This is a genomic window from Pantoea latae (genome assembly GCF_002077695.1).
Taxonomy (GTDB): Bacteria; Pseudomonadota; Gammaproteobacteria; order Enterobacterales; family Enterobacteriaceae; genus Pantoea; species Pantoea latae.
In genome coordinates, this window is record NZ_MWUE01000007.1 from 194,412 (window position 1) to 215,339 (window position 20,928).

At 61.6% G+C, this 20,928-nt stretch carries 17 protein-coding genes; 9 read left to right on the top strand and 8 right to left on the bottom strand.

Going from position 1 to position 20,928, the window contains the following annotated elements; translation table 11 throughout:
* The first annotated feature begins 265 nt into the window (after positions 1-265).
* The 4 genes from flhD (at position 266) to B2J69_RS05435 (ending at position 7,228) form a co-directional block, all read left to right on the top strand.
* Entirely contained in the window at positions 266-604 is a 339-nt protein-coding gene (gene flhD / locus B2J69_RS05420) for a flagellar transcriptional regulator FlhD (RefSeq protein WP_167376553.1), read from the top strand.
* Between the two features lie 10 nt (positions 605-614).
* Positions 615-1,166: a flagellar transcriptional regulator FlhC gene (gene flhC / locus B2J69_RS05425; protein WP_081137128.1), complete on the top strand. Its 552-nt coding sequence runs from the start codon at positions 615-617 to the stop codon at positions 1,164-1,166.
* Between the two features lie 176 nt (positions 1,167-1,342).
* On the top strand, positions 1,343-3,718 hold the full coding sequence (locus B2J69_RS05430) for an HAD family hydrolase (RefSeq protein ID WP_081137130.1): 2,376 nt from the start codon (positions 1,343-1,345) through the stop codon (positions 3,716-3,718).
* A 9-nt stretch (positions 3,719-3,727) separates the two neighbouring features.
* On the top strand, positions 3,728-7,228 hold the full coding sequence (locus tag B2J69_RS05435) for a glycosyltransferase family 2 protein (RefSeq protein WP_081137132.1): 3,501 nt from the start codon (positions 3,728-3,730) through the stop codon (positions 7,226-7,228).
* A gap of 15 nt (positions 7,229-7,243) precedes the next feature.
* Here B2J69_RS05435 and B2J69_RS05440 read toward each other — a convergent pair whose 3' ends face one another.
* The 7 genes from B2J69_RS05440 to B2J69_RS05475 all read right to left on the bottom strand — a co-directional run bounded on the left by B2J69_RS05440 (position 7,244) and on the right by B2J69_RS05475 (position 14,648).
* Positions 7,244-8,089 carry a LicD family protein gene (locus tag B2J69_RS05440; RefSeq protein ID WP_081137134.1) on the bottom strand — a complete coding sequence of 282 codons (846 nt, stop codon included), beginning with the start codon at positions 8,087-8,089 and terminating at the stop codon, positions 7,244-7,246.
* Between the two features lie 50 nt (positions 8,090-8,139).
* On the bottom strand, positions 8,140-9,342 hold the full coding sequence (locus tag B2J69_RS05445; RefSeq protein WP_081137136.1) for an acyl-CoA reductase: 1,203 nt from the start codon (positions 9,340-9,342) through the stop codon (positions 8,140-8,142).
* Positions 9,326-10,408 (bottom strand): LuxE/PaaK family acyltransferase, encoded by a 1,083-nt coding sequence (locus B2J69_RS05450; protein WP_094078477.1) that lies wholly within the window; start codon positions 10,406-10,408, stop codon positions 9,326-9,328. The genes B2J69_RS05445 and B2J69_RS05450 overlap by 17 nt, the downstream gene beginning before the upstream one ends.
* Positions 10,392-11,822 (bottom strand): AMP-binding protein, encoded by a 1,431-nt coding sequence (locus tag B2J69_RS05455; RefSeq protein ID WP_236722690.1) that lies wholly within the window; start codon positions 11,820-11,822, stop codon positions 10,392-10,394. Before B2J69_RS05455 ends, B2J69_RS05450 begins: the two co-directional genes overlap by 17 nt.
* 24 nt (positions 11,823-11,846) lie before the next feature.
* A complete protein-coding gene (locus tag B2J69_RS05460; RefSeq protein WP_081137140.1) occupies positions 11,847-12,590 on the bottom strand; it encodes an SDR family NAD(P)-dependent oxidoreductase in 744 nt (247 codons plus the stop codon).
* Positions 12,591-12,831: 241 nt separating this feature from the next.
* The gene (locus tag B2J69_RS05470; protein WP_081137142.1) at positions 12,832-13,503 is read right to left on the bottom strand and encodes a NeuD/PglB/VioB family sugar acetyltransferase; all 672 of its coding nucleotides are present in this window, start codon (positions 13,501-13,503) and stop codon (positions 12,832-12,834) included.
* The gene (locus tag B2J69_RS05475; RefSeq protein WP_081137144.1) at positions 13,500-14,648 is read right to left on the bottom strand and encodes a DegT/DnrJ/EryC1/StrS family aminotransferase; all 1,149 of its coding nucleotides are present in this window, start codon (positions 14,646-14,648) and stop codon (positions 13,500-13,502) included. The genes B2J69_RS05470 and B2J69_RS05475 overlap by 4 nt, the downstream gene beginning before the upstream one ends.
* A 426-nt stretch (positions 14,649-15,074) precedes the next feature.
* On the opposite strand from B2J69_RS05475, the gene B2J69_RS05480 reads away from it, so the two are divergent.
* Positions 15,075-16,106, top strand: a complete 1,032-nt coding sequence (locus B2J69_RS05480) for a Gfo/Idh/MocA family protein (protein WP_081137146.1) — start codon at positions 15,075-15,077, stop codon at positions 16,104-16,106.
* A gap of 21 nt (positions 16,107-16,127) precedes the next feature.
* The gene (locus tag B2J69_RS05485; protein WP_081137148.1) at positions 16,128-17,012 is read left to right on the top strand and encodes a sugar phosphate isomerase/epimerase family protein; all 885 of its coding nucleotides are present in this window, start codon (positions 16,128-16,130) and stop codon (positions 17,010-17,012) included.
* Here B2J69_RS05485 and B2J69_RS05490 read toward each other — a convergent pair.
* Entirely contained in the window at positions 17,009-18,022 is a 1,014-nt protein-coding gene (locus tag B2J69_RS05490) for a Gfo/Idh/MocA family oxidoreductase (RefSeq protein WP_081137150.1), read from the bottom strand. The two genes, B2J69_RS05485 and B2J69_RS05490, sit on opposite strands and share 4 nt — an antisense overlap.
* Before the next feature lie 98 nt (positions 18,023-18,120).
* On the opposite strand from B2J69_RS05490, the gene B2J69_RS05495 reads away from it, so the two are divergent.
* The 3 genes from B2J69_RS05495 to B2J69_RS05505 all read left to right on the top strand — a co-directional run bounded on the left by B2J69_RS05495 (position 18,121) and on the right by B2J69_RS05505 (position 20,401).
* The gene (locus B2J69_RS05495; RefSeq protein WP_081137152.1) at positions 18,121-19,140 is read left to right on the top strand and encodes a LacI family DNA-binding transcriptional regulator; all 1,020 of its coding nucleotides are present in this window, start codon (positions 18,121-18,123) and stop codon (positions 19,138-19,140) included.
* Positions 19,141-19,229: 89 nt separating this feature from the next.
* Positions 19,230-20,096 (top strand): glutathione-dependent disulfide-bond oxidoreductase, encoded by an 867-nt coding sequence (gene yghU, locus B2J69_RS05500; RefSeq protein WP_081137154.1) that lies wholly within the window; start codon positions 19,230-19,232, stop codon positions 20,094-20,096.
* Positions 20,097-20,107: 11 nt separating this feature from the next.
* On the top strand, positions 20,108-20,401 hold the full coding sequence (locus B2J69_RS05505; RefSeq protein ID WP_081137156.1) for a DUF1330 domain-containing protein: 294 nt from the start codon (positions 20,108-20,110) through the stop codon (positions 20,399-20,401).
* Positions 20,402-20,928 lie beyond the last annotated feature (527 nt).

Here is a 20,928-nt window from a genome sequence, read left to right on the forward strand (position 1 = left end):
TTAATAAAAAACGACACATAATATCAGGCTACCTCTATCGGCAGCGGTTAATTATCTTAACTAAAGAGGACAAATGTTATAAAAATCCTTTTCTGTCTGGGAAAACGCTGAAAAGCCAACTGGTTATAAGTGTTTGATTGCGATCGGTATTTTCCCTTTAACCCAGGGTTCATTGAATATTCATTAAGTTTCCAGATGCTACTTTATATTTATCATGAATAAATCGACAACAGCATGATATCAATCGAGAAAACAAATGCAAAACATTCCTGAACAAGATGATAACGTCCAAAATATTAACGACCTGAATCTCTCCTATTTACTTTTGGCGCAATCGCTTATCAAAGAGGATAAAGAGGCGGCGCGCTTCCGACTGGGATTAACGGAATCCTTAATGGACAGTTTGAGAAATCTCTCTGTTCCCCAGTTGATAAAACTCGCCTCAACCAATCAGTTAATCTGCCAGCTACGTATTAACAGCGAGGCAGTGATTGATTTCCTGACTAAAGATTCGCGTATCGATGCGCTACAGCACGTACATACCGGTATTATTTTGTCGACCGATCTCCTTCATACTCTTCCTGCCGCAGAGTCGGTAAAGTGATGGCCATGCGATGAACGACCAAAGTATTCTTAGTGAAGTTAATGATATCCATATTGCGATGGCGTTAATTTCCGCCGGCGCGCGTATGCAGGTGTTAGAAAGTGAAACCGCCCTCAGCCGCAGAAAACTGCTGCGCCTGTATAAAGAGATCAACGGCTGTTCGCCGGCAAAAGGCATGCTGCCGTTTTCACCCGACTGGTTTATGGCGTGGGAGCAAAATATTCACTCTTCGCTGTTTTATAATATCTATCTTTATCTGCAAAAAATGGAAAAACAGCGCCCGGTGTTAACGCTGCTGAAAGCCTATCGCCTTTACAGCGAACAGTGTCCGTGCGAGCCGGGCGAAAAACCGGTGCTGGAATTTACCCGCGCCTGGACGCTGCTGCGTTTTATTGACTGTAATATGCTGGAGCAGGTTGCCTGTTCCGTTTGCGGCGGCAACTTTATTTCCACTTCGCGCTACACCAATGCGCTGTTCACCTGTAGCCTGTGTCATCCGCCTTCGCGCGCCAGCAAAAAAAGTCCCGTCAGAAGCGAAATATTTTCTGAAGCGATGACGTGACCAACACGCCAGCGAATCCACGCCTGACGCGCAACTCGACCGGAGGTCACCGCCAAATAATAAATAAGCCATCATTCGTTTTTGATTATTGCGTCATAGCGAAAGCGATAATTTCGCTAGACTGCGCCGGACTCTATTAACGCTTCCAGACGTGACGTCGACTCCGGTAAAAACTAATGAAAAATAACGCTGCCTCATTTAAAGAAATTGAACAGCAATTTCTGGCAAGCCGCGCCAGCATATTCTCGCTCGACTGCTTCGATACGCTTTACTGGCGCAAGGTTTCACGTCCTTCCGATATATTTACGCGCTTGCAGCATGGACTCTGCCCGGCGGCGCGCATGCGCGCCGAAGCCAGCGCCAGAGGCCATCAGTTTATTACCTGCGGCAGAGAAGAGGTAACCCTCGCCGAGATCTATACGCAGCTGGCCGAGCACTTCAGCCCGGACGCGCAGCGCCAAATGGTGGAGCGCGAGCTGGCGCTGGAAATCGAGCACGGCTTTCTGTTTCCCCCGGCGCTGGCGCTGCTGCGTCAGGCGAAAGCGCGCGGTATGCGCACCCTGATCGTCAGCGATACCTGGTACAGCGCAGCGCAGCTGGGGCGAATACTGGCGGCGCACGACGCGACCCTGCCGCAGCTTATCGACCATATTTACTGCTCGGCTGACTATGGCTACGCAAAATCGATCCAGCTCTGGCCTGCGATCCTTCAGCGCGAACAGGCGGCGCCGCAGACGATTTTTCACATTGGCGACCATCCCGTGGCCGACGCTGCGGCGCCCGCGGCGCTGGGGATTCACGCCGTACACTTCCAGCAGAACGACGCGGCGATCCTGAATCTGCTGGAGCAGCGCGTGCTGGCCGCCAGCCTGCTGTTTCCCGCCAGCCGCCATACCGCCCCAATCCCTTCGCTTTTTCACCCCTGCTACTCCGTGGCGCTACGCGGCGAGATCGACGGCGAGACGCTGACGGCATGGGGCGTGCTCGGTCCGGTTCTCTACGCCTTCGCGCGTTTTATTCAGCAGCAGCGCGAGAACATTCCTGGCGTGAAGCTGGGATTTTTGCTGCGCGACGGCTATATGCCGCATCGCGCCTATCAGACGCTCTATCCAGACCAGCCCTGCGCCCAGCTGCATATTTCGCGGTTTACCTCGATATGCAGCGCCTTTCACGACAAAGCCAGCATCGTGGCTTACCTGAATAAAACCCTGTGCGACGGGGCGAGCGTTGCAGCGAAGCGCATCACGCCCTCGGGCTTCGCCATGATAGCGCGCCACCTCATGCTGAGCGCCGGACAGACCGAGCGGCTCAGACGCCAGCTGGAAAAGCGGCACTACGCCAGCGACGCTCTCTGCCAGGCGCTGCTCGCGCCGGAACAGGTGCAGCATACCCTGGCGCGCTCGGCCGCGATGCGCCGCCGCCTGATCGCCCATCTGCAGCAGGCGCTACAGCTTCAGCCCGGCGACACGCTGATGCTGATCGATCTCGGCTATAGCGGCACCACGCAGAATTTGCTCGCCGGGCTGCTGGAAAAAGCGCTCTCTATCCGGGTGCGCGGCTGCTATCTGATCGCCGCCTGGGTGCCGGGCTGGCGGCACAACCGCACCGCGATGATCGATCCCGATCGCGCTGAGTATCGGACGATCCGCGCGCTGACCCAGTTTATTACCCCCTTTGAGATGCTCTGCTCCTCCCATGCGCGCTCTGTCGTCGACTATAGCGCGACGGGCGAGCCGGTGACCGAAGGCGATCCGCTGCCGCCCTCTCTGCTGGCGGCCCTGCGCCATATCCAGCAGCAGGCGCTGGCGTGCGTGCGGCTGGCCGACGAGATGGCGATCCCCGCGTCGCAAAGTCTGTGGGACGCGGCCGCGATCGATCTGGCCCGCTACGCCTACTTTCCGCTGGCCGATGAGACGCGCCTGCAGTCGCAGATGGCAGGCGACATCAATATGGGCACCCGCGTGGTCAGAACCCTGGTCGACGTGCCCGCAGCGATCGACTTTATGCGCCGCTTCGGCGTTACGCGCCTGTCGATGAGCGAAAGCGATCGGGCGCGCACCAATTTTCCTTCGGAGCTGCGCAGCTGCGGCGTCGAGTATGCGCTGTCGATGTTCGCCAGCACCCGTTTTGCCCTGAACTGGTCACTGACCAGCAGCACCCCGCGCCAGCAGACGCTGGAGGCGCTGTTTATCCAGGATGCGCAGCGCGCGCAAAGCGAAACGCTGACGGCCAGCAGCACCTTTGACGGCTACTTTTCACTCTATATTCCGCTGATTACCCCGGAAGTGGCGCTGCTGGTGGGCAAAACGCTGCGCGACATGGAGATTTATCGCGTCAGCCTGACGCCTCAGCGCGCACTCTGCCGCGAAAGCGAGGCAGATCAGGCGCAGCCGCTGCTGCAGGACCATGACTTTTTTATCGATGGCGCGACGGTGATCAATAACCTGGCGCTGAATCTGCAGGAGGAGGGATTTCTCTATTTCCGTCCGCAGCAGCAGCCGACCACGCCTTCGGTGATCCAGCTGATTTACCGTCCCCTGCAGGAAAAATAAGGAATCATTGTGGCGACTGCCCAACTTGTCAGCATTATCATTCCCGCCTGGAAAGCGACCTGGTTTGAAACCGCGGTGCAGAGCGCGCTGCAGCAGGATTATCCCGCCTGCGAAATTATTATCGGCGACGACAGCCAGGACGACGCCATCGCCGCGATGGTGGCAAGGCTCAGGCCAACCGCGCGCTGGCCGATAGCCTATCATCGCAACCGGCCGTCGCTTGGGGAGAGTCAAAACGGCGCCGCCTGTCTGGCTAAAGCGCAGGGCGACTATATTAAGTTTCTGCACGACGATGACGTGCTGGAGCCGACCTGTGTCAGCCGGCTGGTGCAGGCGATGGCGCCCCATCCCACCATAGTCATGGCCACCGCGCAGCGGCTGCGCATCGACGCGCAGGGCGATCCGCTGCCGCCCAACGAAGGCAATACTCCCCTGTTTCAGCGCGACAGCGTGCTGCACGGCGGCGACATCATAAATTTTACCGCTGGCCGCCCGCTTAACTTTATCGGCGAGCCGAGCGTCGTGCTGTTTCGCGCGGCGGCGCTGCGCGCCACGCTACAGCAGGATGCGCTGCATATGCTGGCGGGGCAGAGCATGCCCTTTCTGGCGGATCTGGCGCTGTATATTAAAGTGCTGCGCTTCGGCCATCTCGCCTTTGTCAGCCAGCCGCTCGCGCGCTACCGTATCTCCCGCAGCCAGACGCTGTCGACCTCGCGCAGCAAAGAAGAGCGGGTGCTCGCCAGCTGGCGCAATTTGCCGCAGGCGATCAAGCAGCGCGGCTGGCACGATCCCACCCGATCGCCGGACCAGATCCGCGTCGCCCCGCTTGCTCAGCCGACCGCGTTTAGCGAGTGCGATCTGATTCAGGCGATCCGCGCCTCGCTGCGCCAGAGCCAGCTGACGCTCTGGCTGGACAGCCGTGCGCTCTGCCCTGCACGGCAGGCGCTTAGCCAGCAGTTTTTTACCGCCCGCGCGGCGGCGCGCTGCACCCTGTTTATCGACGCACGCGGCGGCGATGGCCTCGCCTGGGCGCGGACGCTGGCGTCGCTACCGGCCAGCACGCCGGGGCTGAGCTGGCAGCTTATCGCGCTGACGGACGGGGGCGTTGACGCTCTGCCAGCGACAACCGAACGGCTGTCACTGGCGGGAGCCGCCGGCATCCACGCGCTTAACGCGCGCTGCCGCACGCTCGACAGCGACTGGCTGCTGTTTGTCGCGGCGGGAAGCCGTCTACTGCCGAGCGGGCTGAACGCGCTGGCGGGCGCGCTGACCGCTGCCGAGGGCTGTCAGGCGATCTACGCTGACGGGTTGTATGCCGCGGAAGGCGCGCCCTCGGCACTGCTGTTCCGCCCCGATTTCAGTCTGGATTTCTTTCTGAGTTCGCCCGCGCAGATGGCCCGACACTGGCTGTTCCGGCGCGAGTGGGTGGTGGCCGAAGGCGGATTTGATCCCGCCTGTCCGCAGGCGTTCGAACTGGCGTGCCAGCTGCGCCTGATTGAATCGGCGGGCGCGGCGGCTATCGGACACTTAACCGAGCCGCTGGTCGAGCACGGCGCGCCACCGACGCCCTGGCCAGAAGAGCGCGCGCTGCTGCTGGCGCACTTGCGCCGCCGCGGCTTCGAGCACGCGCAGGTCGAGCCCGCTCCGCACGGCCTCTGGCGCCTGCATTATCGCCAGGCGGCTACTCCGCTGGTGACTATCGCGCTGCTGGCGTACAGCGCCGCCAGCGCCGCTCGCGGCCTGTCGAGCCTGCTCGCCACCACCCGCTATGCCCACTATGAGGTGCTGATTGTGGCGGCCGAGTGCGATGACGCCGGAGCATTGGCCGGGCTGGTCCAGCTGGCGCCAGCGCGCATCCGGCTGGTGCCCTTTGCAGGGCGCTGGCGGCGGGCCGCAATGGCCAACAGCGCCATCCTGAACGCGCGCGGCGACTACCTGCTGTTTTTACACGCCGATATTCAGGTCGCTGAGCCAGACTGGCTGGAGGCGATGCTCAATCACGCCCTGCGGCCAGAGGTCGCCATCGTTGGCGCAAAACAGCTCTATCCCGGCGATCGTGTGCGCCACGCGGGCTATCTGCTGGGGATGCGCGGCGCGGTGGCGGGCGAACCCTTCTACGGCGCGCACGACGCCAGCGCCGGCTATATGCGGCGTCTGCACGCCGATCAAAACTACAGCGCCGTGTCGGCAGATTTTATGCTGGTCAGCAAGGCGACCTGCCTCGCGGTGGATGGTTTCGATGCGGATCTCGCCAGCCATGACGATGTCGATTTTTGCCTGCGCGTTGCCGCGCTGGGTGGGCTGATCGTCTGGACGCCCTACGCCAGAGGCTATCGTCAGCCCGAACGCGCGCCCTCAGCCGTAACGGCGGCGCAGCGTGAGGCGGAGACCGACGCGCTGTTCGCCCGCTGGCTGCCGATCCTCAGTCAGGATCCGGCCTATAACCGCAACTTCTCTCTCGCCAGCGACTTTGCGCTGCCGGCTGACCTGCGGCAAAGCGCGCCGCCGCTTGCCTGGCGGCCGCTGCCGCTGCTGATGGCGGTGCTGCACGGAGAGTGCCGGACGCGCGACTGGCGGCTGGTTGTCCCCTTTAACGCTCTGCGCCGCGCGGGGCGTCTCGACGGAAAAATGGGCTACGGGTTGCCCGCTTTGCCCGAGGTGGCGCGCGATGATCCTGACGTAATGCTGATTGAACTGCAGCAGGGCGAGGCCTTTGCGCGCTGGCTGCGTCGGCTGTCGCACGCTGGCTCCGCCTTTCGCATCGCCGCCGTGGGCGCGCCTGCGGTCGCTGACGCGCGCTCTCAGGCGGAAATCGACGCGCGCTATGCGCGCGACCTCGCTAACGCCCGGCGTCACCTTGCCTGTTTCGATCGGCTGGTGGTGCCGGACGCGCAGATGGCGGATCTGTTCGCCCATGATCACCCGAATATTGCGGTGCTGCCGACGCGTTTGCCCGCCCGTTTCTGGACCGCGCCGCCGCGCCACGACCGGCTGGCTGGCAAGCCGCGCATCGGCTGGCAGGCCGCCCTCTGTCACGGCCGCACGCTGGCGTTGATCGCCGAGCTGGTCAGCGCCTTTGCGGACGAGGTGGAATGGGTGGTCTATGGCGACTGCCCCGCCGCGCTGCGATCGCAGGTGCAGCGGGTTTATCCCGCCACGGACACGGAGAGGGTTCCTCAGGCGCTGGCGCTGCTGGATCTCGATCTGGCGCTGGTTCTCCATGACGGCCATGCGCTGACGCACGCGCTGGCCTCTGCCCAGCTGCTTGAGTATGGCGCGACCGCCATTCCGGTGATCTGCAGCGACAGCCTGCGCATCGCGTCTTTATATAGGGTTACCGCCGTCGCTAACCGCATGGAGTGCTGGCGTGAGGCGATTCGTGGCCATCTTGCCGACCTCGACGCCAGCCGAAAACAGGGGCGAAGGCTGCAATGCGATGTTCGCCAGCACAGCCTGCTGGATGAGGCGGGTCTGAGCGCCTGGCTCAGCGTCTGGGCGACGCCGGGATAGCGGCCCGCAGACCGCTCAGCGCGGATCGCTGTCTAAAAAAGAGCGACTGAGATCGATATGGCGGATGGCGTGTTTGGGGCGGCGCTGCTCCACGGGCGGCAGCGTCATATAGTCGCCATACAGCCCGGTGAGATAGCGGTGGTAGTCCGCTGGCCCCCAGCATGAAAGCGGGCCGAACGCATAGCGGCTCTGCGCGTGAAAAATCGCTGCGGGAAAGATCTCTTTATGTTTATAAACGCCAAACAGCGCGCCCGCCATCGCACCCTCGCTTTTGGCGCAGAGGGTCGCCACCCGGTGCGTCGCGGCGAACAGCCACTCGCGGCGGCAGAGGCGAGACAGCGCGGCGTAGATCCCGAACTTAATCCTCTCTCCTGGCCTGAGTTTTCTTCTTACGAAGCCGCCAGCTTTACTGGCGATCAGCGCGTTCAGGAAGGTGATGGTTTGCAGATGAAGGCGCTGTAATCGCGGATGGCGGAACGTTTTGTCTATCGGTACGACATCAATCCAGAGTCCGCGCGTCATCGGCGAGGCGTAGCCCAACTCAACGGCGGACGCTCCGTCGTAGACGCGGGCGAAGGGAAAAATATGCCTGCTGTCGCTGTTGGCATCGGCAATCACCAGCGGAAAAGGCGCGGACGACGTCAGCGCGACAAACCGCTCGTAGTCGTCCCGCATCATGCCGATATCAATATCATCATCCCAGGGAATAAAGCCCTGATGCCTGACCGCGCCGAGTAGCGTGCCGCCGACCAGCATATATTTTATCTGGTGTCGGGCAAGAAACGCGTCTAACGCCGCCAGCAGACCATAGAGCCTTTCATGAAGAGGCTCGAGCGCGATGTCCGTTTGCATGACCGTCATAAATTTGTCCTGTGTGTTGAAAAGGCCCTCATTGCCGTGTCGCGGTGCGGTTAAAGGGCGAAGGTAATGCACCGCGATAAGGCGGAGATAAGGTCGAAGCCATCCCAGCGCAGACTGAACGCCAGCGTCTGCCCCAAAGGCACCACCCGGTCGATGCCCGCCGGGCGATGCGCCGCCAGAAACTGCTGGATAGCGTCCCGGTCGACGCCCAGCACCGCCAGCGTCTGACAACCGCTGCCGCACACCGGCAATATCTCCTCCAGCGCGCTGGCCAGATATTCCAGGAAATAGCCGCCCGCTTCGCGCTGCGCCAGCGTCTCACCATCCAGCTGACTCAGCTCTGCGCGAAAAACCAGATTCGCGCTCGACGCCTGTTTCAGCTGGCCCGAGCGCGCGCTGTGCTGGCAAAAGCGGCTGAATTTGTTGAGGGCCACCATCGGCTGAAGCGGATAGCGCGCGGCGGCGAGCGTTTCCAGCTCACACCAGAACAACCCGCGCGCCTGCGCGATCCGTTGCCTGTCGCCCAGCCAGACCACCAGGCGCGGCGAGGTGCAGGCATTTTGATCCAGCAGATAGGTGTCGTTATAAAAACTGGCCGCCACTGCCGCTTTGTCCGCGATCGCCAGGTAGCGATCGGCGTCGATCAGCGCCAGCGAGTAGCGATCCGCAAAGGCGAGATCCAGACTACGCGGCGGCAACGGCGACTGACGCAGCGTAACAATGGTGTTGTCGCCGCCCCAGATCAGCCGCGTCTGGCACCAGCTGGAAAAGAGATCGTTCAGCCGCCGGTCGGGCGGGTAGCGCACCAGACAGAGGTAAGGCGCCATCCCGGGATGGTGTTGCAGCACCTGGTTCAGCGCCTCGCAGATCAGCGCGGCCTGAGGAAACGCGCGCGACGGCAGCCGCACCAGGTTGCTGTTTCCGCTCAGCAGCCCCGCCGTCAGCGACCAGGCGAAACTGGTCGCCACGTTGCCTGGCGTAATATGAAACGCCAGCCCGCGTCCCAGCCGCATCGGCAGATCGGCATAACGCTGCTTTTCTCTCTCCAGCGCGCGTCGGCGACACCAGAAGGCGAGCGTCGCCACATCGGGCCAGCCGCGCGCGGCGGGATGCTGTAGCAGATAGCGAGAAAAATCGTCCAGAAACGCGATCGTCGCCTCGCTGAACAGCGCGCGCGCAGGCTGCGTGCGCATCGCCGCCAGCTGCGCGGGCGTGCCCACCTCAAACGTCACATCGTCAAAAAGCGGCTGCATAGGTATCGCTGCATCCTCTTATTTCCGCATCTTTGACCCGTCCCAGCACCCGAAAATAGTTGCCTTTGCGGCCGCAGGGGCAGTCATCGATGCCCAGAATCACGCCGCGATCTTCCGTCAGCAGCGAATGGCCGGGATAGGATCGCGGCAGCGCCGAAACCACCTGAATCAGCCCTGGCTCGCCCGTTTCGCACGGCGAGAAGTCCTGATGGCGGCGCATGATAATATCCGAGCAGAGGCTGGCATGGAGATGGCCGCTGGCGCACTGCAGATAAAGCGAGCCGGTCTGCTCGACCATGCCGTAATAATCATGGATGCGTGACAGGCCGCAAAGCTGCCGTAGCGCGTCAGAAAAGGCTTCGGCGGAGACCGCCGCCTCGCTTAATTTTTTCCAGCCGCCGCCGTGGATCAGCGTGGCGCACGAGAGATCCACGCGCTGCTTCCGCTGTAGCAGCGGCTGATAGAAATGGCGCCAGAGAATAAAGGTGAAACCGAAAAGCAAGACCGGACGGCCGTGATGCCGGCGCAGAAAGGCGTCAATAGCCTGCCAGTCCGGCATCATTTGCGGCGTCAGCGCGAAGGTGCGATCGCGGCCAAACAGCGAGAAGCCGAGAATGCCTGCGCCGCGCGCGGAAAACAGCCGCCGGTTGGTCAGAACGTCGGGCGAATCGATAATCAGCAGCGGCAGACGCGCCCGGCCGATAAAATCGCTGACAATATTGACCAGCGACCGCTGCTGGGCGATGGCCGTTTCCCTGTCCAGGTAGATTGTCGACACGCGCTGTCCCTGCGTGCCGGATGAGGTCAGCGTTTTAACGATCTGTTCCGGCGGCACGCTGAGCAGATCCATATGCTTAAACAGCGAGGCGGGAATAAAGGGTATCTGTTCGCTGCTCTGCGGCGCGACAGCCTCCTTTCCCTGCGCCTCAACCATGCGCCGATAAGGCGGGCATGCCTGACAGTGGAAGGCGGTCAGCTGCGCCAGCCGCTCGGCCAGTCGTCGCGCTTTCTCCCGCTGCGGCAGCGAAAAAGGCGGCAGCGCCAGCAGCTCATTCAGGCTGTCCACTGCATGCCTCCAGCGCCCGATAAAGGATTTTTCCGCTGGCGCTCCTGGGCAGCGCCGTCACCCTTTGCGCGACGATCGCCGAGGGCGAGAGCCGCATCTTTTGGCAGATAAAGCGTTTTATCTCGTCGGCCGGACAGGCAGGCTCCATAAAGAGACGCAGCTGGCGATCGTCAGAGAGACAGGCGCATTCCGCGCCGGGAAACGCCGAGCGGATCAGCATCTCCAGCTCGTCCAGCGCAATACGCCGGCCAAAAAGCTTGGCGAAACGGCTCTTGCGGCCAACGATAGAGAAAAATCCCGCCTCATCGCGGCGCGCGATATCGCCCGTGACCAGCCGTCCCTGTAGCTCGTCGCCTTTGCTTAAGTCCGCGCCGCACTGCGCATAGCCGAGCATCACGTTAGGGCCGTAGTAGACCAATTCTCCCGTCTGACCGCAGGCTTCGGTTTCCCTGCCCTGCGCATCCAGCAGCACCAGCCGTCCGCCGGGGATCGCCTGACCGATACTGCCGCATTTCGTCAGCGACTCGGCGGCTGGCAGCCAGGCCATACGCGCGGTGGCCTCCGCGGCGCCATACATCACAATAAACGCCTTGTGGTGCTGACGCGCATAGCGGGCAAACGCCTGATGCAGCGCCGGCGAGAGTTTTCCCCCCGCCTGCGTCAGGGTTTTTACCGTCGGCAGCGCCATCTGCATAAAGCCGATGCGCTGGAGCATCTGGTAGGTGTAAGGCACGCCGGCCAGCGAACTGCCCCCATAGCGCTGAACGAACTGCCAGAACGCGCGCTGCGCCACCGTTTTGCTGGTTAACAGCAGCGTCGCGCCGCGCAGCAGATGGCTGTTGATAATCGACAGCCCGTAGACGTAGTGCATCGGTAGATTTACCACCGCGCGCTCATGCTTATCTATCGCCAGATAGCGGGCGATGCTCTGCGCGTTGGCCTCAATGCTGGCCGCGCTCAACCGTACCAGCCGCGGGCTGCCGGTCGAACCCGAGGTCGAAACCAGCAGCGCCAGCGATGGGTGAAGCGGGAAAGGCGGCAGGCCTGTCGCCACCAGCTCATAGCGGCCCAGCGTCATCCGCGCGGCGGGATCGGGGCCGCTGTCCGCCTGCGGACGCCAGAGCCAGCCGGGATGATAGGTCGCTATCAGCCGTTCAAGCAGCTGCCGGTCTGGCTGGCTGTCGAGCAGCAGCGGCACGATATGGTGCGACAGGCAGGCGACATAGCCGATCAGCGCGCTGAGGCTGTTTTCGCACAAAATAAAGATCAGCGATCCCGCCGGAATGGCGCCTGCCAGCGCGGCGGCCTGGCGGTTTAATTCCCCATAGCTCAGCGCCTCTCCGGCGTCGTCAATGGCGGCGATCGCCTCTGGCGGATGCTGGTCGAGCGCCAGAAAAGGGTTTGTCATATCCATAGCGAGGTTCATGGCTCAACTCTGTCAGGCTCCGCCATCCACGCGGATCACCTGGCCGGTCAGGTAAGAGGATAAGTCGGAGGCGAGGTAAAGCGCCGTCGCGGCGACATCGACTGGCAGCCCGATGCGGCCGAGCGCCGTGTTCGCTTTCGCCTGCTGCACTACCCGGTTTGGCAGGCTATCGAGCAACGCGGTCTCAACCATGCCGGGCGCAATGCAGTTGACCCGAATATTCTGCGCGCCTAACTCAACCGCAAGCGACTTCGTCAGGGCGATAACCGCTGCTTTCGCGGCGCCGTAGGCGGTGTGTCCTGCGCTGCCCTTTTCGGCCACCGCAGAGGAGATATTGATAATATTGCCGCGCTGCTGGCGCAGCATCAGCCGTGACACCAGCTGCGTTAATTTGAAACAGGCGAAGAAGTTGACCTCAAACTGCTCGCGCAGCGCCGCGTCGCTCGTCATATGAAAAAGCGCGCTGTGCATCACCCCGGCGTTATTGATCAGCACATCGATAGCGCGCTTCTCCGCCGCCATTTGCCTGACGGCTTGCGTCATCGCCGCAGAGTCTGTGAGATCAAAACAGCACGGCCAGATCGCCACCCTGTGGCTGGCGGCCAGCGTCGACAGCTCACGCCGCCAGCGCGCGTCAGCGTGGCGCGCATGCGCGACGATATTCGCGCCACTGGCGGCGAAGCAGGCGGCGATCGCCTGGCCAATGCCGCGGCTGGTGCCGGTGATAAACACCGTTTTTCCCGCAAGCAGGCGCATGGTAACGGCATGCCCACGTTATATTTTTTCAGGATGTCGATGCCCTTACGCCACGACGAAAAATCAATAATGTCTTCGCTCTCCAGCATAATATCGAACGCCTCTTCAATGGCGGTGATCAGCGACATATGGCCGACGGAATCCCACTCGGGAATATCCTGATAGCGCAGCTCCGCGAGCGTTTCCGCATCCTGCGATAATATCTCTTTAAAAAGCGAGTTATATATTTCCAACGCATTCATTAACGCGATCTCCTTAAGCCAGCCGGGCGAAAAACCTTTTCATCTTCATTGCGGCGAATAATCCTGGCCGGGTTGCCTAGCGCTATTAGCCCATCCTGCACATCATTAAACAGGGCCGCGCCCATACTGATAATAACGTTATGACCAATACGCACTTTTTCTTTCACGCTGGCATTCATACCGATAAATACGCGCCTGCCGATGCAACATTCGCCGCCCAGCATAACGCCGGGCGAAATAATCGTGTGTTCGCCGATCTGACAGTCGTGGCCGAGGCAGCAGTGCGGCTGTAAATAGACGTTATGCTCAATAACGCAGTCACATGAAATAAAGGCGTGGCGGCAGATCACCACGCCCTCGCCCAGGGATGTCGAATCCGGCAGCATGACGTCCGGGTGAACCAGCGTGGCGAACGAGAGGCCCGCGGCGCGGATCTTTGCGCTGAGCCTGGCGCGCAGCGCTGGTTCGCCGACGGCGATCACCACTTCGACTGCGTCAACGCCTTGCGCGCTGGCGAGGTCAGTCACCGGCGTACCGTCCAGCATGCGCTGCGGATGAATATCATCAATGAAAAACAGCCTGTCCCAGCGGTGCTGACGCGCATTGATGGCGCACGCCAGCTGCCGCACTTCGCGCCCGAGGCCGCCAGCGCCGTAAATTGCCAGTTTCATCGGCGTTGCCGCCTGTGGTGGGAAGCCCTCTCGTCCGCCAGCGCCAGGATAAGCTGAATCACGCGCTGCTGCTGCGACGCCGCCAGGCCTGGATAGATCGGCAAACAGATAACCTGATCCGCCAGCCGCCGCGCCACGGGCAGATTTCCGGCGCGCGCGCTGGGATGCGAAGCATAGAGCGGGAAGTCGCTGATCAGCGGATAAAAGTAACGGCGCGCCATAATGCCGTCGTCGCGCAGGCGCGCATAAAGCGCATCGCGGGAACAGGGAAAATCTGCTCTGACGTACAGCGGAAAATAGGCGTAATTCCAGCTGATGTGCGGCGCTGGCGTGACCATCTCCAGCCCCGCTACCGCACTGAGCGCCCGGCGGTAGCGCTGATAAATCGCTTTACGCTGGCTGAGCGCCTCGTCAATGCGCTGAAGCTGTAGCAGGCCAAAGGCCGCCTGCAGCTCGTTCATTTTGCCGTTAATGCCCAGCGACTCGACGGCGGTTTCACCTGCGAAGCCAAAATTTTTTAGCCGATCGATCGCCTGCTTGCTTTCCCGGTCGGGGCAAACGATCGCGCCGCCTTCGAAGGTGTTAAACACTTTCGTCGCATGGAAGCTCAGCACCGAGAGATCGCCCTGATTCAGGATCGACGCGCGGTTGCGCTCGACGCCGAAGGCGTGTGCGGCATCGTAAATCACCTTTAATCCCCGGCGCCTGGCCAGCGCGTTAATACGCGTCACATCGGCTGGAATACCATAGCAGTGAACCGGTAATATAGCGGAGGTGGCGGGCGTAATTGCCTGTTCTATTTTTTCCGCGTCGATATTTCCCGTCAGCGGATCGATATCGACAAATACCGGCTGCAAATTATTCCACACCAGCGAATGGGAGGTGGCAACAAAAGAATAAGGGGTGGTAATAACTTCGCCAGTCAGTCCGAGCGCCTGAATAGCGCACAGCAGCGCCAGCGTGCCGTTGGCGAACAGCGAAATATGCGGACAGCCCAGGTAATTTCCCAGCGCCTGCTCCAGCTGCTGATGAAAAGGCCCGTTATTGGTCAGCCAGCGATTTTGCCAGATATTTTCCAGATAGGGCATGAAATCAGCCAGAGGCGGTAGCAGAGGGCTAGTGACGTAAACGGGATTATTCTTCATCTCACTGCCGTTTCTCTTTTCATTAATTAACCCGCAACCTCAGGCATGGTGATCGGCGGTGTTGGTTTGCAGACAGAATTATAACGACCGGCCCGATTTATCAAAATTGCAAACAGCGCGCACTCCTGCGCGTATTACCTTTAATAAGCCGCACGCGCTTAGCAGAACGAAATCTTTGTTTCACCACCCTGCGGCCTCGCTTTGGGCGATCCGCTTTCCCCTCCCTGATTTGATCTTCTTCGCAAAATGAAACATTCATTCCTTTCTCTCTTCATTTTAGAAAAAACATTTGCTAAAAATAGCCCAGTCCGCCAGCAGAACGGCTGATGGAATTCCATCAGCAAAAGGTTAGAGAGGGCAGCGCAAGGCTTTCTATAGTGGAAACTCGCCGCCGTGGCTTAACAGACGAATAACGATGGAGATGTTATGTTCCCCTCTTCCCTGCCCGTTCCCCGACTGCCCGATGCCAACACGCTTCCCACGCTGCGCTGGGGCATCGTCGGCCCCGGCTGGATCGCCGATCGTTTCGCCAGCGCGCTCTGTGGCCACACCGGCCAGCAGCTCGTCGCCGTTTCCTCGCGCAGCGTTGATAAGGCGCAGGCGTTCGCCGATAAATGGTCTGTTCCCCACGCCTGCGGCGGCATCGATGCGCTGCTGGCGCGCGACGACGTCGACGCCGTCTACATCGCCACGCCCCATAATCATCACTTTCCCGACGGGCTGCGCGCGCTGCAGGCGGGAAAACATGTGCTGATTGAAAAACCACTGGCGCTCAACGCGCAGCAGGGGGCGGCGCTGCAGCAGGCGGCGCAGCAGGCGCGGCGGCTCTGTATGGAGGCGATGTGGTGCGACTATGCGCCGAAATATGACGTTATCCGCCAGCTGCTGGCGGATGGCGCGCTGGGCGAGGTGCACAGCCTGATCGCCGATCACGGCGAGTTTTTTACCCCGGATCACCGCATTTTCAATGCCGATCTGGCCGGCGGGCCGATGCTGGATCTCGGCAGCTATCTGATCAGCTTCAGCATTCTGGTCGGCGGCGCGCCCGAGCGCATCATGGCGCAGGGCGAGCCGGCGCCAGGCGGCGTCAACGGCCAGACTGCCATGCTTTTTACTCACAAAGGCGGCATGCAGTCGGTGCTGCACACCACGCTGTTCAGCAACACGCCGGGCACGGCGGTGATTGCCGGACGCGACGCCACGCTTTACCTCGACGGCCAGTTCTACGCGCCGGGCAACTTCCGCCTGGTCTCCAGCGACAGACGCCAGACGCTGCACTGGGAAGAGCCGGCCAGCCGCTACCAGCAACTCTGCCATGAGATCAACCACTTCGCCTGGTGCGTCGGCCAGAGCCTGACGGACTCGCCGCTGCGCTCGCTGGCAACGTCGCTGCTGACGCTGCGCGCGATGGATGAAGTGCGTCGCCAGATCGGCGTGGTATTCAACGAAGAACGCTAAATCAAGCCAGGAGCCATAAAGATGAAAATCGCTTTTGACGTGGATGTCATCAGAGACATGGGCATTACCCGCATGGTGCATCAGGTGGCCGAGTGGGGCTATAAGTATATCGAGCAGTCGCCCCATCCGCAGATCAACCCGTTTTACAAGCACCCGAAGGCGAGCCGGGAAATCATGCGCGAATATAAAAACGCGCTGAACGCCACCGGCGTGGAGATCTCGTCGTTTATCACCGTCTACCGCTGGTCCGGCCCGGATGAGCTGCGCCGTCAGGCGGCGGTAAAAAACTGGAAGCGCATGATTGAGATCGCCGTGGAGATGGGCGTGCAGGTGATCAACACCGAGCTTTCCGGCAACCCTAACGAGCCGGAGATCTGCGAAGAGATGTTCTACCGCTCGATGGAGGAGCTGCTGCCGATTTTCGAACGCGAGAATATCCGCGTCGAAATCCAGTCGCATCCGTGGGACTTCTGCGAGAACAGCAACGAAACCGCCGATATGGTGAAGTCGTTTCGCAGCGACAACGTGAAGTATGTTTACAGCGTGCCGCACACCTTCTTTTACGACAACGGCAAGGGCGACGTCCGGCCGATGCTAGAGTACGCCGGCGAAGATCTCTCCCACGTGCTGATCGCCGACACCATGAACCACACCAAGCACTGCCGCTATATCGTTAACCCGCCGGGCGTGGACGCCACTATCCACCAGCACGTCGGCGTCGGTGAAGGCGAGGTCGATTTCGACACCCTGTTCCAGACGCTGCGCGAGATGGATTTCGCCAACCGCACTTACAAAGTGGGCGGCGAATCCATTATCGCCTCCGCGCTGTTCGGCTATCCCGAAAAGATGAAGACGCAGGCGGTGGAGACGCGCGAGCTGATCGAGCGCGAGCTGCTGAGCCGCTAAATCAGCCGTTCGACCTGCACGAAGCGGCCGCTGGCCAGCGACTCGCACGCCGCTTCGGCAATCGCCTGCGCCTGCAGGCCATCCATCAGACCAGGCAGATCCGCCACCGTTTCGCCGCCCAGCTGGCGCAGGAAGGCGTCCAGCTGCGCGTAATACGTGTCGCGCACGCGGCTGAACCAGTCCGGGAACAGGCCGGGCTGCGTGACGCCGCTCTGCTGATAGAGCGTGGCGCCGCGCGTCGCCTGCGGCTCCGAGGCGATCATGCCGGCCGAGCCGACCACGCTGATGCGTTCGTCATAGCCGTAGGCGGTGCGGCGCGTGTTATCGAGCTGCGCCAGCGCGCCGCGCGACAGCCGCATGATCAGCACCGAGGTGTCGACGTCGCCCAGCTCGCGCAGCGCAGGCTGTGCCAGCGCCGCGCCCAGCGCGCCGACGCTCTCTACCTCGTCGCCGGTGAGGAAGCGCAGCAGATCGAAAAAGTGGATCGCCTGGTCGCGCATCTGGCCGCCCGAGGCGCGCAGGTAGTCGAGCGACGGCATCTCCGAGGCGCGGCACGCCATCTGGATCAGCTCCGGCGCGCCGATGGCGCCCTGCTGGATGTGCTGCTTCAGCTGCTGATGGCTGCGGTCGAAGCGGCGGTTAAAGCCGACCGTGACCGGCACCTGCAGCGGCAGCAGGCTTTCGACCACCGCGCGCGCCTTCGCCAGCGACAGGTCGATGGGCTTTTCGCAGTAGACCGCCTTGCCCGCCCGTACCGCCTGCGCCAGAAAGTCGGCGTGGGTCGGCGTTGAGCTGGCGATCAGCACCATGTCGATATCCTCGCGGCTAAACGCCTCGTTCACCTGGCCTGCGCGCGCGCCGTAGCGCCGCGCCAGCGCCTCGGCGCGCGACGCGTCGATATCGCACACCAGCGCCAGCTGCGCGCCGGGATGCGCCGCCAGGCTGGCGGCGTGAACCTGACCGATAAAACCGCTGCCTATCAGGGCAACGCGTTGCGTAACAGGCGACATTTCCGTTTTCCTCTTCACAGTTCGGGATGGATGACGTTGTCAAAATAGCCCGTTCTGTCAGGCTGGCTAAACGCAGAAATTGATGGAATTCACTCAGCATGAAGCGAATGACGCTCAGTCATCTGGCGCGCGTGGCAGGCGTCGGCGTGGCGACCGTAGACCGGGTATTGAACGATCGCGGCGGCGTGTCGCCGGCGATGACGAAAAAGGTGCTGGAGGCGGCGCGCGCGGCGGGCCTGAACCGCATCCTGCCGCAGGAGCACCGCCAGCCGTGGCAGATTGAGGTGATCCTCAGCGGCAACGACTCTTTTTTCTTTCAGCAGCTGGCGCAGGATTTTCAGCAGCTGGCCGACGCGCTCGGCTATCGCCGTCTGCGCCTGCAGCGCACCTTTATTGCCGAAGACGCGCCGGAGAAGCTGGCGGCGCACCTGCTCGCCAGCAGTTGCAGGATGGACGGGCTGATGGTTTTCGCCCATGAGCATCCGGCGATTTACCAGGCGCTGCGCGACTGCAAAGCGCGTGAAGTGCCGGTGATCACCCTGGTGTCCGATCTGCCCGACGCCGAGCGCCTGCTGCATGTCGGCATCAACCAGCTGCAGGCCGGACGCACCGCCGGGCTGATGATGGGCAGCATGCTGGCGCGCGCGGGCGAGGTGCTGATGGTCAGCGGCCGCGTCGACTATCGCGCCCATCGCCAGCGCATCGACGGCTTTCGCGACGTGCTGCAGCAGCGTTTTCCCCACTTGACGCTGCGCGAAGCGCTGGCCGGACAGGAGGATCGCCAGCGCATCAGCCGGCTGCTGGAGAAGGCGCTGGTGGCGTCGCCCGGCATCGTCGGCATCTACAACACCGGCCTCGGCAATCGCGAGATCGCCGAGGCGCTGGCGCGCCACCGCCGCGAGCGCGACGTGGTGTACATCACCCATGAGCTGTACGCCACCACGCGCCAGCTGTTGCAGCAGCGCATCCTCACCTTAACCCTCGATCAGCATACCCAGCGCCACGCCCAGCTGGCGCTGAACCTGCTTTTGCAGCATCTGGAAAAGGGCGACCATTTTTCCACTTATGCAGACGGGCGCGTCGACTTTATGCTCTATACCCAGGAGAACGTCGATTAGCGAACGCCAGCAGGGTTAAACCGCGTTTTTTCGCCCTGCTACACTCAGAGACGTCTGACACACTCACATCCACAAGGCGAACCCACACTATGTCGGAAAACAGTTATCAGCCCGCAACAGTCTGGAAATGGGATCCGGAAGCCAAAGGCAACGGCGCGAAAACCAACCGTCCCATCGCGGGCGCCACCCATGAAAAAGCGCTGCCGGTCGGCAAACACCCGCTGCAGCTCTACTCGCTCGGCACGCCGAACGGCCAGAAAGTGACGATTCTGCTGGAAGAGTTGCTGGCGGTTGGTGTTAAGGACGCCGAGTATGACGCCTGGCTGATCCGCATCGGCGACGGCGATCAGTTCGGCAGCGGCTTTGTTGATATCAACCCCAACTCCAAAATCCCGGCGCTCAGCGATCATTCGGTGACGCCGCCGCAGCGCGTGTTTGAGTCTGGCAATATCCTGCTCTATCTGGCGGAGAAGTTCGGCCATTTCCTGCCTGAGGATCCGGCGGGCCGCACCGAAGCGCTGAACTGGCTGTTCTGGCTGCAGGGCGCGGCGCCTTTCGTCGGCGGCGGTTTCGGCCATTTCTATCACTACGCGCCGGAGAAAATCGAATACGCCATTAACCGCTATACGCTGGAGACCAAGCGTCTGCTCGACGTGCTGGATCGCCGTCTGGCGGAGAGCCGCTTCCTCGGCGGCGACGCCTATACCATTGCCGATATCGCCACCTGGCCGTGGTTCGGCGGGCTGGTGCTGAGCAATCAGTATGGCGCCACCGAGTTCCTCGACGCCAAATCCTACAAGAACGTGGCGCGCTGGGCGCAGGAGATTGCAGAGCGTCCGGCGGTGATCCGCGGACGCAAAGTGAACCGCGTGATGGGCGACCCCGCCGACCAGCTGCACGAGCGTCACGACGCAGCCGATTTTGACACCCACACCGAAGATAAACGCCAGGCGTAAAGGAGCCAACAATGAGCGCATATGTAGTCTTTATTCGCGACAAAATTACCAATCCGGAAGAATTCGCTATTTACGGCGAGAAGGCGGGCAAAGCGCGCGGCGATCACCCAATTACGCCGCTGGCGTTTTATGGCCAGCTGGAGACGCTGGAAGGGCCGGAAGCAGACGGCGTCGTGGTGCTGGAGTTTCCGTCGGTAGAGGCGGCGCACGGCTGGTATGACAGCCCGGAATATCAGGAAGCGAAACAGCACCGTCTGAAAGGCGCGGAGTACCGCGTGGTGCTGGTGCAGGGCGTAGAGAAGTAACAAAAGGGACGCCGTTCGGCGTAATGATTGTCAGTTAAGGTCGTGTTCAGACAAGGCCGCTGTTTTTTCTAAATGGCGGCCTTTTCATTTGCGCGTGTGAGCATGCTGGTGCGGGCCACTGCACCTCCTCTGCTGCCGGGCCGTCCTCGCGCCGCTGCGCGGTGCCTTCGGCTGCAACGTCGCGCCGGCCGGACCGTTCGGGTACGGCCATCCAGGCCTACCCGAACTGCCTGTCGCATCCCTGCGACCGGCTCCTGGCACAACGTCTCCGCCTCAGCGCTGCGAATAGCCCTTTACAGCAGAGGAGGCGCTGTGGCCTCAGACAGGGTGCCCTTTGTAGCCGTAAAAACGCAGCCGTCCTTTTCCAGCCGCGCACGCGGAAGCTGGCCAGCAGGCTGGGGCCGCTCAGGGGCGGGCATTTCGCAGCGCTGAACAGAATGAGGCTGCCAGGAGAGCCCGCAGGGATGCGGGCGAAAGGTGGGGCTGGAACAGGGATGTTCCATCCCCACCGGTCCGTCAGGCAGGCG